At 48.0% G+C, this 16875-nt stretch carries 16 protein-coding genes; 7 read left to right on the forward strand and 9 right to left on the reverse strand.

Features of this window, described 5'->3' with window-relative positions; genetic code table 11:
- Window positions 1–159 precede the first annotated feature (159 nt).
- The 7 genes from B067_RS19465 (at window position 160) to B067_RS0102245 (ending at window position 6585) form a co-directional block, all read left to right on the forward strand.
- The gene (locus tag B067_RS19465; protein WP_019528419.1) at window positions 160–1014 is read left to right on the forward strand and encodes a hypothetical protein; all 855 of its coding nucleotides are present in this window, start codon (window positions 160–162) and stop codon (window positions 1012–1014) included.
- Between the two features lie 195 nt (window positions 1015–1209).
- The gene (gene metX, locus B067_RS0102220; RefSeq protein WP_019528420.1) at window positions 1210–2367 is read left to right on the forward strand and encodes a homoserine O-succinyltransferase MetX; all 1158 of its coding nucleotides are present in this window, start codon (window positions 1210–1212) and stop codon (window positions 2365–2367) included.
- Window positions 2358–2948: a methionine biosynthesis protein MetW gene (gene metW / locus B067_RS0102225; protein ID WP_019528421.1), complete on the forward strand. Its 591-nt coding sequence runs from the start codon at window positions 2358–2360 to the stop codon at window positions 2946–2948. Before metX ends, metW begins: the two co-directional genes overlap by 10 nt.
- 15 nt (window positions 2949–2963) lie before the next feature.
- On the forward strand, window positions 2964–3407 hold the full coding sequence (locus tag B067_RS0102230) for a DUF4426 domain-containing protein (protein WP_019528422.1): 444 nt from the start codon (window positions 2964–2966) through the stop codon (window positions 3405–3407).
- A gap of 300 nt (window positions 3408–3707) precedes the next feature.
- The gene (gene rdgB / locus B067_RS0102235; protein ID WP_019528423.1) at window positions 3708–4307 is read left to right on the forward strand and encodes an RdgB/HAM1 family non-canonical purine NTP pyrophosphatase; all 600 of its coding nucleotides are present in this window, start codon (window positions 3708–3710) and stop codon (window positions 4305–4307) included.
- Between the two features lie 103 nt (window positions 4308–4410).
- Window positions 4411–4917 (forward strand): TIGR03546 family protein, encoded by a 507-nt coding sequence (locus tag B067_RS0102240; protein ID WP_019528424.1) that lies wholly within the window; start codon window positions 4411–4413, stop codon window positions 4915–4917.
- A gap of 9 nt (window positions 4918–4926) precedes the next feature.
- The gene (locus B067_RS0102245; RefSeq protein WP_019528425.1) at window positions 4927–6585 is read left to right on the forward strand and encodes a TIGR03545 family protein; all 1659 of its coding nucleotides are present in this window, start codon (window positions 4927–4929) and stop codon (window positions 6583–6585) included.
- Window positions 6586–6619: 34 nt separating this feature from the next.
- Here B067_RS0102245 and B067_RS0102250 read toward each other — a convergent pair whose 3' ends face one another.
- From B067_RS0102250 to B067_RS0102290, 9 genes are all read right to left on the reverse strand, one after another.
- Window positions 6620–7645, reverse strand: coding sequence for a phospholipase A (locus B067_RS0102250; RefSeq protein WP_019528426.1), 1026 nt, complete (start codon window positions 7643–7645; stop codon window positions 6620–6622).
- Between the two features lie 51 nt (window positions 7646–7696).
- Complete coding sequence (locus tag B067_RS0102255; RefSeq protein WP_205619932.1) at window positions 7697–8944, reverse strand: pyridoxal-phosphate-dependent aminotransferase family protein; 1248 nt, start codon at window positions 8942–8944, stop codon at window positions 7697–7699.
- A 198-nt stretch (window positions 8945–9142) separates the two neighbouring features.
- Window positions 9143–10408 carry a peptidase MATCAP family protein gene (locus tag B067_RS0102260; protein WP_019528428.1) on the reverse strand — a complete coding sequence of 422 codons (1266 nt, stop codon included), beginning with the start codon at window positions 10406–10408 and terminating at the stop codon, window positions 9143–9145.
- A gap of 58 nt (window positions 10409–10466) precedes the next feature.
- Window positions 10467–11699: a heme biosynthesis HemY N-terminal domain-containing protein gene (locus B067_RS0102265; protein ID WP_019528429.1), complete on the reverse strand. Its 1233-nt coding sequence runs from the start codon at window positions 11697–11699 to the stop codon at window positions 10467–10469.
- Window positions 11696–13081: a uroporphyrinogen-III C-methyltransferase gene (locus B067_RS0102270; RefSeq protein ID WP_019528430.1), complete on the reverse strand. Its 1386-nt coding sequence runs from the start codon at window positions 13079–13081 to the stop codon at window positions 11696–11698. Before B067_RS0102270 ends, B067_RS0102265 begins: the two co-directional genes overlap by 4 nt.
- A gap of 34 nt (window positions 13082–13115) precedes the next feature.
- The gene (locus tag B067_RS0102275) at window positions 13116–13904 is read right to left on the reverse strand and encodes a uroporphyrinogen-III synthase (protein WP_019528431.1); all 789 of its coding nucleotides are present in this window, start codon (window positions 13902–13904) and stop codon (window positions 13116–13118) included.
- Window positions 13905–14846, reverse strand: coding sequence for a hydroxymethylbilane synthase (gene hemC / locus B067_RS0102280; RefSeq protein WP_019528432.1), 942 nt, complete (start codon window positions 14844–14846; stop codon window positions 13905–13907).
- A 175-nt stretch (window positions 14847–15021) separates the two neighbouring features.
- Entirely contained in the window at window positions 15022–15771 is a 750-nt protein-coding gene (locus B067_RS0102285) for a LytR/AlgR family response regulator transcription factor (RefSeq protein WP_019528433.1), read from the reverse strand.
- Window positions 15768–16808, reverse strand: a complete 1041-nt coding sequence (locus B067_RS0102290) for a sensor histidine kinase (protein ID WP_019528434.1) — start codon at window positions 16806–16808, stop codon at window positions 15768–15770. The genes B067_RS0102285 and B067_RS0102290 overlap by 4 nt, the downstream gene beginning before the upstream one ends.
- Between the last annotated feature and the right edge of the window lie 67 nt (window positions 16809–16875).

Consider the following 16875-nt stretch of genomic DNA (forward strand, 5'->3'; position numbering starts at 1 on the left):
ATATTTTTTTGTATCACCACCGCCTATTAGGCTTTACTATAAACTATCTACGCGATAGCCCGGTGACGTTCACTGACAATTTAAGCCTTAACAAATACTTTTTTTATGCGCTATCGTGAGTAAAATGCCGAGATAACATTATAAGAGCCCCCACTTGCCATGAAGCATTACGTACTGCAATACCTAGCCCCCGAACGGCTAATGACCTTATTCAAAATTTTCATTTACACCTGTCTATGCATTAACGGCTATGAGTTTATCTCTGATGATATCGCCGCCGGCGATCAGCTACTTAATAGCGCCTCCAGCCTATCGGAGATCGTCAATACCTTTGCCGTCACCATGGACACCATCGCTTGGATCTCATTACTAGTGGTGTTTGAACTGGAAACTTGGGTGCTAGATGATGAAACCATGAAGCTTAAACGGGTAAAATGGCCTATTAATATTTTTACCGCTATCTGTTACCTGTTCATTATGTATGCCTTTGCTGGCTACGCCGGCAAACTCATTATGCTGCTGAACTCCGTGCCTTTTGTCGGTAACCCCTGTGATTTGGTTAACACCAGCGTAGTCAACATCGTCTCCTTAGACCAATATGTCGACCTCACCGCCGAAAGCTGCCAAGCACTAAACCCCGCCACCATGGGGCAAATCGTCGGTCACCCCATCGTATTTGAGAACAGCAACTACGGCGAGGTTAAGCTATTAGCTTGGATAGATGTCGCCAACTCCGCTACTTGGCTGCTGATCGTGGCGCTGTTGCAGCTAGACATCATTCTGCAGATACGCGGCATCGTAAATAAACACATTATCCGCGTGACCACCATTTTCAAAGTCATACTCTATAGCACCCTGTTTATCCTAGCGGTGTTCTGGGGTATCTATGGTAGCTTCACCGATTTTTGGGATGCGGTGTTATGGTTGCTGGGTTTCATGATTATTGAGCTCAATATTTTCAACTGGAGCCAAGAGATAGAAGAAGAAAAGGCCGAGGCCGCCGAGCTAGCCTAAAACATAGCCACCGCCAAATCATTCCTACAGTAGGGCTAGCATTACGCTAGCCCTTTCTATAACCGTCCTTTTTGGCACCTATGCCTGAAGCCACTACGCTTTATCCCCCTCAGCTATAGAACCCCCGGCCTAAAAATACTAAACTTGGCTACAGAATTTTTTTGCGGAAACCGTAAAAACCAAAAGTAGATATGTATGCCCTCAGTAGGAATTGTTAGCCCACAACACCATCATTTTGATCAGCCACTGGACTTGGCCTGTGGCCGCACACTGCCCAGCTATGACCTCGTGTATGAAACCTATGGTCAGTTAAACGCCGACAACAGCAATGCCATTTTAATTTGCCACGCCCTATCCGGTCATCACCACGCTGCAGGTAAACACCATGAAGACGACAAAAACCCTGGCTGGTGGGACGCCTATATAGGCCCGGGCAAACCCATAGATACCAATGACTTTTTCGTGGTCAGCCTCAACAACTTAGGCGGTTGCCACGGCTCTACCGGCCCCACTAGCATCAACCCCGATACCGGCAAGCCTTGGGGCTCAGATTTTCCGCCGCTGCGCTGCCGCGACTGGGTAAACAGCCAATACCAATTAATGCAGCTATTACAGATAGAACAATGGGCGGCGATAATAGGCGGCAGCTTAGGCGGTATGCAGGCCATGCGCTGGTCACTGATGTACCCCGAATGCGTGCGCCACTGTGCGGTTATCGCTTCGGCCATGAAACTCAGCACCCAAAATATCGCCTTTAATGAAGTCGCTAGGCAAGCCATAGTGTCAGATCCAGAGTTTCACGATGGTCATTACCTAGAGCACAATACGCTACCCAAGCAAGGCCTGCGCCTAGCGCGCATGGTCGGCCATATCACCTACCTCTCTGAAGATGGCATGAAAGAAAAGTTTGGCCGCGAACTCAAAGCCGGCAGCCTAGACCTAGGCCACAGCGACGAGGCCGAGTTTCAAATAGAAAGTTATTTGCGCTACCAGGGCGATTCCTTCTCCACCACCTTTGATGCTAATAGCTACATACTGATGACCAAAGCTTTGGACATGTTTGACTTGGCCAATGATTACGGCGACGACCCGGTAACGGCCTTTCAAGGCGCGTTATGCGATTACCTTATCGTCTCCTTTACTACCGACTGGCGCTTTGCCCCCCAGCGCTCGCGGGAAATCGTTAACGCCATGATAGCCGCGCACAAACCGGTCAGTTATGCCGAGATAGATGCCAGTTTTGGTCACGATGCGTTCCTAATCCCGCACCGCCGCTATGAAACGGTATTGCGCAATTACCTGCAACGCATCGTTAAAGAAAACACCCCAGTGGAGCATAAGCCATGCGCTTAGATTTACAGCTTATACCCCAGTGGATAAAACCACTGACCAATGTTTTAGATTTGGGCTGCGGCGATGGCAAACTGCTGACCATGCTACAAAAAACCAAAAGCATTTACGGCTTGGGCGTAGAAATAGACAGCGAACATATCAGTCTATGCATAGAACAAGGCCTAAACGTTGTTGAACAAGATTTAAACGATGGTCTTAGAAATTTCGAAAACGACAGCTTTGACAGCGTAGTGATGACCCATGCCCTGCAAACCCTGCGCAACCCTCACTTAGTGCTGGATGAAATGCTGCGCATAGGCAAAGAGTGCATAGTCACCTTCCCCAACTTTGGCCACTGGCGCTGCCGCTTATATTTAATGCTAAAAGGCCGTATGCCGGTCTCCAAGTTTTTACCCTATAGCTGGTACGACACCCCCAATATACATTTTTTCACCATTAACGATTTTGATATTCTTTGCCACGAAAAAAATATCAAAATCAAAAACCGCGTCGTGGTCGCCGGTGAAACCACCGACAGCCCACTCACCCGCTTATGGCCTAATCTATTTGGCCTAACTGCGGTTTACCATATCAGCAAATAACCTAGAGCCTCAGCCATGAAAACCCTATTCCAACACAGCCTTATCATGATCCTAGCGCTACTTGCAGTCAGCGCCCAGGCCGAACAACAACAACGCTTTGGCGACTATGAGGTGCACTACAGCGTGGTTAACAGCACCTTCATCACCCCCGAAGTGGCTGCCGCCTACCAAATCACCCGCGGCAAAAAACGCGCCTTTGTTAACATCAGCATACGCAAACTATTAAAAGATGGCAGCGATACCGCCAAGCGCGCCCTAGTCAACGGCAAAACCTCAGACATGATACACAGCATTCCGCTGAACTTTAAAGAAATCATCGAGCAGGGCGCCATCTACTACATTGCCGAGTTTGATTTTAACGACAAAGACACACGACGCTTTGATATACAAATACAACCAGATCCAAATATAGAACCGTACACACTAACTTTCTCTCAAAAGATTTATGTAGAACTATAAAGCTCATCATAAATTACGACGAAGCACCCAAACTCCCCTTGGGAGTCGCCGAGCAACGGAAGAAAGTAGCGGCGCGAAGCAGCGAGGACTGTCTGAGCAAAATAAAAATTTAGTGTTTTTATTTTGTGAGTTCCGCAGCGGCCGCTAATTTCTGAGTAGCACAGGGCATCGGCGCAGCCGACGACGTACTAGGGGTGCCCTTTCTTTTGGTTCTGTTTTCTTTGGGCAAACAAAGAAAATGAACTCGCTCAGCAGAGCGAAACAAAAGCTTAGCAACCCCTCTACAACAAAGAAGAAAGCATGAACACAAAACAAATCGTACTCGCCAGCGGCAACCCAAAAAAAATCAACGAACTACAAAAACTGCTAGGCGACAGCGGCTACCAAATACTAGCGCAATCCGACTTTGATACCCCCGAAGCCATAGAAGATGGCCTCAGCTTTGTAGAAAACGCCATTATTAAAGCGCGCAATGCCTGCCTGCACTCTGGCCTACCCGCCATAGCTGACGACTCCGGTTTAGAGGTAGATGCTCTACAAGGTAAACCCGGCATCTATTCCGCGCGCTACGCAGGCGCCAACGCCACCGATGCCAGTAATAATGAAAAGCTGCTAGCCGACATGAACGGCATAGATGAGGCCCAACGCAGTGCACGCTTCCAGTGTGTACTGGTGTATATGCGCCACGCGCAAGACCCCACTCCTATTATTTGCCAAGGCAGTTGGGAGGGGCGCATACTCAACGCGCCACAAGGCGCTAATGGCTTTGGCTACGACCCGCTGTTTTATGTGCCCAGCCAGCAATGCAGCTCGGCCCAGCTTAGCCCAGAGCTAAAAAACGCACTGAGCCACCGTGGCCTAGCTATGCAACAGCTGGCACTACATCTCAACGAAAACTAATCGAAAACTACATTTTATTTTTACTCTCCAAGGCTATACTCAATAACTTAACCTTAAGCATCCGACTAACACATCACATAGCCACACTACATAGGACAGTACCGTGTTAACAATCATTGCTAAATTAATAAAACTGCTCAACTCCAATGCTAACCCTTCGCAGCTGGCCTTGGCGGTTTGTTTTGCCGCCGCCATGGGTTTAACGCCCTTAAGCGCCCCCCATAATATTCTGTTGCTCTTTCTACTCTTATTGCTACGCATTAACCTCAGCTTATTTTTACTCAGCTGGGGTTTCTTTACTGTTATCGCCTACGTCTTTGATCCCGTTAGCCACAGCATAGGCCTAACGTTGCTGCAGGCCGATAGCCTGCAGAGCTTATGGCAGCTACTGTACAACAATAATGTGTGGCGTTTTTTGGGCTTTAATAACACCCTGATTTTAGGCAGCAGTGTGGTGAGTTTGCTGATAGCCATACCACTATTTTTTCTTAGCCGCTTATTGATTATTAAATACCGCAGCCACTTATTACAAAGGGTAAGCCAAAGCCGTCTAGGCCTATGGCTTAAAGGTGGCAAGATCTATAACACATACCAAACTTTTTACGGATAGGAGTCACAGATGAGGCAGTGGATACGTTGGTGGGGGCTAGGCGTTTTTTTCACCTTGGCTCTACTATGGTGGCTATGTATAGATAGCATCATCATCTACAGCATAGAAAGCTTGGGTAGTAAGGCGGTAGGCGCCAAAGTTGACGTCGCCAGTAGCGATTTACAATTATCGCCGTTGAGTTTAAGCATCAAAGGCTTAGCTATTACCAATCCTGAACGCCCTATGGAAAATCTGTGGTTTAGTGACAATATTAAACTGCAACTAGATAGCGGCTATTTACTACGCCGCCAAGTCATTGTCGATATTGCCGATGTTAGCGGCCTGCAATTTAATAGCCCGCGTAGCAGCAGTGGTGCCTTACATAAAACTAAAAAAGACGGCAGCCCCAGCCTGGGTGAACAACTAAAAACGGGTGCCAACGATATGCTGGCCGACCCTAAACAAGTCGTCGCCCAAGAAAAAGCCGCTATCCAAGCTAAGATTGATAGCATACAACAGCGCATCAAAAATATAGAACAACAATGGCAGCAGCGCATTAAAACACTGCCCAACAAAGAAACTATGGCAGAGTATCAAGAGCGCTGGAAGGCACTTAAGAAAAAGAACTGGCTAGAAAAAATTGCTGACACCAAAGCATTACAAAAAGACCTTAATAACGATATAGACAATATTAATGCGCTAAACCAGCAGCTAGACAAGGACAAAGCCACACTAAAAGACTTAGTTCAAGAAGCCAAAAACCTGCCCGAAAAAGAAGCTGATAGGCTACTAGCCAAAGCCGGCTATAGCGGCGGTAGCGCTCAGCTGGCACAAAGTTTATTTGGTGATGAAGCCAAGCAATGGATAAACCAGCTCACCGGTTTATTTACCAGCGTAGCAGCTGATACAGCAGCCGTTGCCAGCAAGCCCCAGCGAGGTCAAGGTCAGTGGCTACATTTTAGCGAACAGCCTCACCCCGACTTTCTCATTAAACAGGCCAATCTCAGCGGCAACTTTGTCCTACTGGGTGATAGCATAGCGTTTACCGGTCAGGCCAAAGACATCACCCATCAAGCGAAACGTTGGCCCAAGCCCACCACCTTTACCCTGCAAGGTCAGTCAGCACAGGGCGGTAGCTTTAATAGCAAGGGCAAGATAGATTTACGCGACAGCCCTAGCAGCGAGATGAGCCTAGCGGTTAATCAGCTGAATATTAAAGGCTTAGTGCTCTCGGCCAGCAACGCCATGCCGATTACCTTAGATCAAGCACGCTTAGCGGGCGACGCCAGCATGCGCATCACCGCAGACAGCTTAGCCTTTAAGGCCGATAGTCAATTTTCACAAGCCCAGTTTACGGTGGCGCAAACAAGCTCTACCAGCCAACAACTCATTGCCGGACTATTGCAGGATATTAACAGCTTCACTATGCAGCTAGGGTTAAATGGCAATATAGAACAACCTGAGCTCAGCCTACAATCGAATTTGGACAAAGCACTGAGTAAGGCCTTTGGCCAACAGGCTTCAAAAAAACTAGATCAGTATAAGCAGGATTTACGTACACAACTTAGCGCTGAATTAGCCCCGCAATTACAAGGCCTAAGTAAGGATGCTGATTTTATCGATACCATTAAGAAACAGCTAACCGATAAACAGACTGAAATAAAAGGTTTTTCTAAGGGCTTATTATAAGCCGTATAAGCTTGGCGGTCGTGATAACGACCGCCTACAACCAATCATTCAGCAGCACGCCAAAACCTATACGATTAGTATTTTTATCATAATCAATTAGGCTTTCACCATAACCATTATAATATTGTATATAACCTTTAAAGCGCTCAGTTAGCGGAAAAGTCCAATCTAATTGCAGACTGCTCTTATTCTCGCTACGTAAATTATTGGTCAAGGTCATACCGAAAGTATGCCTTTTCATTTTATATAACGCGCTGAGATCACCATAACCTAAGTAGCGCTCGATATTGGGGTTGTCATCATCGCTTTTATTTTCATGGATGCGATACCACGCTCTACCGACAATAACGAAATTATCTTTTTCTAAGGTCGTGGCAGCAATAATTCTATTCCAGCTGCGGGAAAGTAATGCGCCACGGCCGTTAGACTCGTGATTGAAGGCAAGGCTATAGATACGATTTTTAAAGCCAAACACTCTATTGTCGGTTTCCCAGCGCAGAAATAATTCAGGCTCGTAATTGGTTTCTCTAAACGGTGCCGACACATCAGAGTTATAGAGCTGCCACCAAGACTGTTGGGTATAGCCGCCCCATAACTCACCACCCAATACCCCTTTAGCCATGCGCGCCTTAAAACTTAATTGATACTTGGCCTCACCATGATCTAAATGAGCATCGGGATAGGCTTGCTGCCAGGGCTGACTGTTGGGGCTTTCATTATAGGTGGCAAATAATAAATAGTTGGGCTTATAGGCGGTAAGCATAAAGGGATTGGATTCCGCCTGATCTTCTGAAGCCATACGCAATGTTACGGCTTCCTCGGCATCTAGGTTTTCATCAGCAACCTCAACAGCTTCAACATACTGCTGTTGCAAGCCATTTTTTTCTCTACAAAATGCTTTAATATTAGCCACGGTTCTTTTATCGGCCGCTTTATTCAGCGCATCCAACAAACAGGCATCCATAACATCCGCCTGCAGCTCACCAACAGCACAGATAGTAAAAACAATAGCCTGAAATTGTATGGCCAATTGCTGCAATTTAAGCTTTCTAATTTTCATATTTTAGCCAGAAGGCCATCTCTTTTATCATTGATTTACAGTAGTTAATATTTATAACTCTGCTAACTGCGCTTCTTGACAAGCGCTGGTCATAGTTTTCGTATAAGTAAACGTTTCTAAGCTATGCTCTAACGCGGACACACCAGCAGGCATATCAACATCAACAGCAAACATTTTTAAGCTAGCCCCCAAGGCATGTAATGTTCTGAAAATATGGTGTGAACGACACTGCTCACCCATTTGTCCTATGCGCACTATATTGGCACCAAAGGCTCCCGATATCTCCACACGATAATGCTTTGACATATACGCTAATAATTTTTTTGCCTCTACCCCTTTAGGTAAATTAATACCTACCACCGAGTTTAGCCGGGAAGATTCTTCAACATATAACGACAAACCCATAATTTCTAAACCCTTTTGTAGCGCTAATGAAGAACGTAAATGCCTCGCAAACCTTAGCGGTAGAGTTTCTATACAGATTAAACGTAAAGCTTCATGTATCGCCAAAATACCCGATACTGGCGCAGTATAATGATAAGCTTTTTGATACCAGAATTGATCTGCCAATTTAGCATCTAAACACCAATGCCGTAACACGTCGCGTCGATTATTGACATGATCCCAGGCGGCATCAGAGAAAGCGACCAGTGAAACGCCAGGTATAGACGAAAGTCCTTTTTGGCCACCGGTAATAATTACATCCACATCCCAATTTTCCATTTCTAACGGCATCGTGCTTAGCGTGCATACGGCATCGACTATGACAAAACAATGGTGTTTTTTGGCAATGCCGGCAATCGTTTTTAAATGACAATTCCACACGGTGCTTGATGTTTCGCCCTGCACTATAGTCAACACTTTCGGCTTATGTTGAATAATAGCCTGCTCAACTAACTGGGGATCGGCAGCTTCTTTTTCTTTAATCTCTAATTTTACAACCTTCGCCTCTAACCTCGTAGCCATCTCTGCTAATCGGCTGCTAAAAAAACCATTACAAATACTTAATACTTTACTACCTGGCTCAACCATATTAGCTACTGCCATTTCCATCGCTGCCGAACCAGGCCCTGCCACGCCCAAAATATGGTCAGCTTGTGTTTGAAAAACATAGCGAGACATGATTTTAACTTGGTCGATAATGACCGCCATAGTATCGCCAAGATGGTTAATGACTATGGAATTAGCGGCGGCCACACGTGGCGGGATAGGCACTGGCCCAGCCCCCATCATCAGCAATGGCTCTTCTGGTAAAATAGCATCCAACGGCTGGATATTTTGGGGGGGTTGTATTATCACGCTTAGATCCTGCATTATTATTTTCGAAAATATTGCACTCATAATTTTAAGCTAGAAAACAGCTTATTCTAATTACAGCAATGTAAACTCACGTTATTTCTTGCACCACAATTGAGCAAAGTAGTTAATCAGGTCTAATACCTACTACTTATTGGGTATACAGCTGGCTTCGTCTAATTAACAGGTAAAGACTCAAAATCAATCGAACTTAGGCACTTTTTCCAACAAAATATTATAGTGTTGTTTGATTTGGCTGAGATCTATACCGTTTAAAAAAGAGGAATAGGCCAACTGACAAAGCAAAAATCGCATATCGCTGGCCCAAGGTGGTAAATATTTAGGCGGCTTACATAGGCCACGTTCTTTGAGCTCATAGATGATGGGCATATCTTCTATATCTAATTTTCCACAAAACAATAATCGCAGGCAGTCGCCTCGGCCGGTAGACACTAACACCCGTAAAAAATTATGTACCCGCAACAGCCCATCCAAATAAACCACATCTTTGGTAAAAGGCGCACCACCAGTTAGCACTCCACCCCTAAAGACCCTACGAGAATTCTCAAAGGCCTGCTCCTCATTACCGGTACGTTCTAGGAAATACTGATACACCTGTAAAAAGTCGGCGCCATCTATGGCCATTTGTATAGCTAGTATTCTATCCGCCAATCTACGCATTCTATCAATATCGATAGAACCGGTAATAAACTCGGCAAACACCGCCAAACCCTCTTGGGTTTTTGTAGTGCCGGGATGACTAGCCCCTAATATTTTTAAATCGGTTTGCGCTAACCCATTCAGCGATGTGGCTACATGAATGTAAGCTTCATGCTGTATTAGCTGATTAATATCTTTATCGGTAAAACAAGCGTTGCGGCGTATGCGTATGCGATCTGCACCCGCCAAGGCATTGGCCGATAACTCGTCCACAATTTCTATTTTCGGCGCATCCTCTTTAAACATAGCTTGCACCGCCACGGTCATTTCCTCGGCAACGGTTTCTGCCAAGTGGCAGGCCCGTGGTGGCGCCCCCATATCAATGCGAGTAAAGCTTTGTATTAAACTATCAAACTGCTTAGCCAAAGCATAAGAGGTGGTAGACTCGTCGGGCAATACACTCAACGGCGAACCGTAAAGTTGACTGGAGTATTTAAAAAAATCGGGACTGCCACAGGCCGATAACATACGGGCGCTGTTTTCTATAGTATTGCAATGACGGTTCAGCCATTTATCTATGCTGGAGTCTTTAATATAACGCCGTGCTTCGGTGACTATAGCCGAGGTTAGACTAGCATCGAAGGCTGGATAACTGACTTGCGGTAATTCTTTTGCACCCTTAGCAAAAAATTGTTCGCGCACCGAAACATCCCAGCTCACATGCGTCAATATACGTATAGGCACTAAAGCACTGTGTAGTAGATTACAAACATGGGTGATTCTTTGGTTGTCAGCTTCTATAGACATTTCATACTCTACAACTTACCGGCTTAGTGAGTAACTCTTGGCAAAAATAATTAAGCGACTATATTTTCTTCTTGGGCATAACCATTTCAGGTAAACCATGGGTGCTCATTAACAAACCTTGATGAAAGTAATGATTACTTTGCTCGTGCTTACCTAGGCTGGCTAATAAGCGACCTAGCTCGGCGCAAGCTTCACTACTGGCAAGCAGTTTATTACTGCTTTCAAAATATTCTCTAGCCTTACCCCATAATTGATTGCGCAGCGACAAACGCCCCAAACATAAGAGTAAGCGCGCATCATTGTTGCGCTCTTTTAACCATTGCTCGGCATGCAGTAATTGTTTGTTGCTATCGACACCTTTCACCACACCATAAGCATCGACTAAGGCCGGTAACCATTCACGGTTTAATTGATCGCGCAGTAGTTTTTCGGCGGCCGCCTCATCGCCAACTTTGATCAAGCACTGGGCATAGCATAATACGCTTTCGCCATGCCTAGTCACGGTTTTGTTTTGCTGCTGCCACAGGCTAGTAATGGCTGCTTTAGCTTCAGCGCCTGTCTTATTAGCCACTAGGCTTAATAATTGTTGCTGACAACAGTGTTGGCTTAGCTTAGCCAGCTCGGCTTTATCGATAAGCTTATGTTTAGTCAGGGCCGGTAAGATTACAGCCAAGCCCTGCCAATCATGTAAGCCGGTGTACACCTGCTGTAATAATTTATAGACATAGGGGTGTTTACTGGCATGCTCTTTAGCCCGGGTTAGCGTCGCTAGGCTGCGCTCTAAATAACCTCTATCAATTTGCATTTGTGCCTGCGCTATATCCACCGCGATGGCCGCGCCGCGATTGCTGTCGCTGGCCTTAGCCAATAGCTCTCGCGTTTGCTCGTCTTCGCCCAATTCATTACTGGCCCAGGCGGCAAATAAATAATTAATTAAGGGGGTTTCCGATTTTTCGGCCGCGCTAACTAATAAGCGCCGCGACTTCTGCCACTGCCCTTCTATATAAGCAATAATGCCCTGTGCCGTTTTTTCGCGGCTGCGCTTATAGCCGCGGCCAGAAAACCAGCGGTTAAAGGCCACACTCTTACTCACCAACCTATAGCAGATTGAAAATACCAAGCTTAACAATAGGCACACCCCTAGAAAAGCTATCACTGCCACCGTTAACGAGCTCTCTATGGTATACAGGCCGTAACTAATCAGCACATAACCGGGGTCGTGTTTTACCAAGGTAACAAAGGCCACCGCTGCTATTAACAGTATCAGGCAAAGAATAAATAAGCGTTTCATAGCGCACTGCCCTCTTCGCCAGACTCACTATTTTTTTGCTGCGCGGGTTGGGCCTTTTTCTTGGGTAAATCGTGGCGCGTTTCTATATAAGTTTTTAGCGCTCGGGATGAAGCCGAGATATCTGGTAGCTCTACGGTTACCGCCTGCTGTTTTAAGTTTTCCAACATGTCATTGACGGTGTCGACTTGCTCGGGGTTAATCGCAAAGTAATCATTAAGCCACTGCTGTGATTTAAGCAGGCTTTGCTCATACAGTGTTTGCTTGCCCGCTAATAAGGCCAGCTGTGCCTGCTCGAACATCAAGCGTAAATTATGTCGTATGGCGGCCTCTTGATCGGGCGCCAGCATAGGCTTGTACACCTGCTCGCGACGGTTGATTTGTATGTATTGGCTGAGTTTATGCTTGGCCTGCTCTATGGCGCTGCTCACTCGCTGCTGCCAGCTGGGTGCGGCAACCGTGGTTTGCTCTGTAGCCGCAACGGTTAGCTGCGGCGCTTTAAATAAATCGATTTGTTCTACCTGCTGGGCCAAAGCGCCTATGCGTAAATACAGCCCTTCCATATCGAAGCGTGCCGCCGATTTTAAGGCGGTAATTTCCTGCGCTAGAATTTTGCGCACCGCGTATAAAGCGGCATCGTCAAAGTCGCGCAGTATTGCGTCAGCGGCGGTTAATAACTCTGATGCACCCGCCAACTCCTTACCCATAAGTAAACGCTGGTTTGCCAGTTTCATTAAGTATTCAGCTTCGGCCAGTAACCAGTCTTCCCTATCGGTGGTGGATAAAGATTGTAGGCGCTGCTGCTGACCTTTAACAGTTAAGTGCAAAGCGTTTAATTGCTCCACTAGCTGTTGCTGTGATTCTTTATTACTGGCAGCTTGTTGTGCCAACGCACGCTGCACCGCATTTTCACTACGCTGTAACTGCTGCTCTTGTTGTTGCAATTGCTGCTGTAGCTCGGTGACCTCTGTGGCCAACTGGCCTTGCTGTTGTCCGCCCTGTTGCCATAGGTATGCGCAGGCTAGTACTGCAATTAACGCTATAATCAAGGCGACTAGGCTTAGCGCCTTGCTAGGCTTCGCTGTAGCCTTTTTTACATTATTGCTTACGTTATTTGCCGAGCTCTTTGTCGAGCTCTTGGTCGAGTTATTGCCAGGATTAGACGCCGTCGAACTCTTGTTTTCAGAGCTGGCTTTTGCTTGCGTTTTCTTAGCACTACTGTCGTTATTTTTCATGGCGGCTGTTTTTTGTTTTACCAAATTTTCGTTTAAGCTCTCATTAAGACTGTCATCTTCTGTGGCAGCCTGTTTATCATGCTGGGGCGTCGCGCTTGCTTCACTGGATGCTGATTGCTCTGCCTGCTGTTCCGTCTTTTTGTCGCTCACGTTACTTTCTCCCAACTCTTTTGTTTTGCCTTAGCTAACGTTGATGTTGCGCATACTGCTGCAGTGCCACCACACAGGCATCGTCGCTGGCATTATCGGCCACAATAATGTGCCGGCAACCGGCTACGCGCGCTAAATCAGCCACCCGCTGGCCCGGCACTAACACATTCAGCGAGCGTAATACGTCTGCACCGGCTAATTGGATAAAATTGTCCAAGCTTTCACCACTGTTAACACACAGGGTGCTGATTTGTTGCGCTTCAATAATAGCAGCTAGTTCACCTTTAGGCCTGTGGGGTAGCTGCCGCTGGTAACACTCGGCATAATCAACCAAAGCACCCTTGCTGCGCAACTGCTCGGCCAAATGCTCTCTACCGCCTACGCCGCGTACAATTAATACTTTTTGCTGATTAATATGTTGCAGATCCATAAGCTGCAACAGCGCCTCACTGTTCATAGCAATAGTGGGAGCATTGGCATCTAGATCATAGTGCAACATCGCCTGGGCGGTAGCCACGCCTATAGCATGCCACTGTATGCCCACCGGCCACTGCGGCCAAAACTCTTGCATCCATTGCGCACCAAAATGTACGGCATTGCTACTGATAAAAATAACGTGGTGGTAGTGATCTAGGTTGAGCAGTAATTGTTTGCTACGCTGCCGCTGAGTATGCTCTGCGGTTAACGGCTGCAGCTCTAGCACGGGATAGTGTATAACGCTGGCCCCCAGCTGGCTGAGCTTTTTAACGATATTGCCACCCTGTTGCTCAGGGCGAGTAATTAATATTTTTTGACCTTGCAAGTTTTGCACTGTGGCTGGCACTTACTGTGCTCCGTAGACGGCGCTGAGTATCTCGGCAGCACCTTGGCGGATTAAATCTTCCGCCACACTAATGCCCAGCGCGTCGGGGTCGGCCTTAGGGCCGCATTGCTCGCTAGTGAGCATAACGCTGCCATCGGGCTTGCCCACTAAGCCGCGCAACCACAGCTGCTCAGGGTTATTGGGATCGGTAATGGCAAAGCAGGCGATAGGTACTTGGCAACCGCCTTCTAAGCGTTTGTTCATGGCGCGCTCGGCCAGCACACATTCGGCACTAGCGGGGTGATGCAAAGGCGCTAATAAATCCTGCAAGCGTTGGTCGTCGCGGCGACACTCTACCCCTACCGCGCCTTGGCCACCGGCGGGCAGCATTTGGGTATCGCTAAGGGCTAGGCGTATACGATCATGCATGTTTAAACGCATCAGCCCAGCAGTGGCCAGGACGATGGCGTCATATTGGCCTTCATCTAACTTGCGCAGGCGGGTATTGACGTTGCCGCGCAAATCTAAAATCGTTAAATCGGGGCGCTGCTGACGCAACTGGCATTGCCTACGCAGGCTGGAGGTGCCGACGCGAGCGCCCTGTGGCAAATCCTCTATGCTGGCGTAATCGTTGGAGACAAAGGCATCACTGGGGTCTTCCCTAGGGCAGATAATAGACAGGCCCAAACCTTCGGGGAAATCCATGGGCACATCTTTCATGGAGTGCACCGCAATATCAGCACGGCCATCTAGCAAGGCAGCCTCCAGCTCTTTCACAAACAAGCCCTTGCCGCCGATTTTCGATAGCGGTGAATCCAGCATTATATCGCCCTTGGTAGTCATACCTAGTAGCTCAACCACTATGCCGGGATGATGTTTTTCCAGCTCGGCTTTAATGTATTCGGCCTGCCATAGGGCAAGAGGGCTTTCGCGGGTGGCAATAACGACTTTTTCTAAGGACATAACAACTCTTAACTAGTAGTGAAATAACAGCGGCCAGTTTAACGCTTATTGGACGGGGAGTCGCTAGTCTACAGTCACTAGTACACAGTCTCTAGTTTGGAGTCGCTAGTCGCTAGCAAAGCAGCCTACCCCTCTAGAGACTATTAACTAGCGACTAGTGACTAGTGACTACTGACTAGAGACTGTTTAAAAACTTGCGTAATTCCGGCATATGACGGCGGCTAACTTGCGGCCCCTGCTCTACCCCGGCCAAACGCGCATAAAAATTGCTGCCGCGACGGTCGACACCGGTAAGGTGGCGTATGGCGACTAAGGCGTTGCGGTGCAGGCGGATAAACTGCTGATCAAACTCGTCTTCCAGCTCTTTTAAGGTATCGTCGATAAGGATTTCGGCCAACAGGCCTTCGCGCTGGTACATAATGGTGACGTATTTTTGATCCGCTAAAAAGTAGCGTATGTCGGCCACCGGCACTAACTCTATGCCGCGGCTGGACTTAGCGCTAATGTAATGGCGCTGCTCGCTGGTCCCCTGCTTATCGCCCTCGGCCAGGCTAGCCAATTGCAGCTTGTTGAGTTTTTGTGCCTGGGCCAAGGCCTGACTGAGCTTATCGCGGTTAACCGGTTTAAGTAGATAACCCACCGCATTGGCATCAAAGGCCTCCAGCGCATAGTCGTTATAGGCGGTACAAAAGATTACCGCCGGTGGCTCGTCCATGGCCATTAAGGCACGGGCGGCGGCCAAGCCATCCATCACCGGCATGCGTATATCCATTAGCAGTATGTCGGGGTGGTGCTCATTTACCAAGGTGATTGCCTGCTGGCCATTGTCGGCCTCGGCTACCACCTGATAGCCCGCATCCTCGGCTACCAGCCTTGCCAGCCGCTGCCTAGCTAAGGGCTCATCATCGACGATCAATACCTTCATGGCTCATCCTCTAGGCTAACTGGGTAACTAAGCCGCACGGTATAGCGGCCGTCGACTTGCTCGCTGAGTAAGCTGGCCTGCTCGCCAAATAAGGCCTTAAGCCTGTGCTCTATATTAGGCAGGGCAATTTTATTGCCGTGAGTGTGGGCCCGCTCGGTGTTGAAGGGGTTGCTAATCGTCACCGTTAATTGCCCCTGCGCATAGCTGGCCGCCACCGTAACCGTGCCACCTGCAGCGAGATTTTGAATGCCGTGGTAGATGGCGTTCTCTAATAAAGGCTGTAATACCAAGCTGGGCATGGCTAGGCTCATGGGCACCTCATCCAGCTGCCACTGCAACTGCAGGCGTTCAGCTAGGCGATTTTTCTCTATGCGCGCATAGCTACGGCACAGCTCTATTTCATCACCCAAGGTGGTCGCCGCCGTGCTGTCGCTGAGGCTAGCTCTAAATAGCGCCGACAAATCTTCTACCGCCCGCTCCGCCGCCTGCGGCTTAACGGCAATCAGGCTGGCAATAATATTCATACTATTAAATAGAAAGTGAGGCCGTATGCGCGATTGCAGGGCCTGTATACGAGCTTGCAACTCGGCCTGTTGGCGCTGCTGTAATTGCTGGGCTAGGTAAAAATAGCGCAGCGCTATGCCCGCCAATACTGCGGCAATCAGTGTAGTTTTAAGTAGTTGATCACCATCGGGCAGCCACGCGCCGCCCAGCACGCCGCCGGCCATTAACCACTGCCCCAACAAGGCCAATAGCGCCGCTAGGCCTACTATTAATAGATAGCTGCAGGCCGCGCCCCAAGCCAACGGCAGCCGGCTTAAGCAAGGCCGCAGCTGGCACAGGCAGGCGGCGCTGGCCAAAAAGACCCACTGGCAAAATAGCGACTTCAGGGCAAAACCCTGCCAATCAAAGTAGCGTACGCCGCTATTGTCCAAGGCCAGCACTATCGCCAGTAGCTCAGCCACCAGCACCAAAAACAACACTGCCTTCACTTGGCATAAGTCGGGTAAGAAAAACCCCTGAGGCTGTTCCTTCATGCGCTACACCCTATTGTTTATACTTATATTCCATGGCCCACATCATAGCAGAGCCTTTATAGCCAGC

The sequence above is a fragment of the Dasania marina DSM 21967 genome, assembly GCF_000373485.1.
Classification (GTDB): Bacteria; Pseudomonadota; Gammaproteobacteria; order Pseudomonadales; family Dasaniaceae; genus Dasania; species Dasania marina.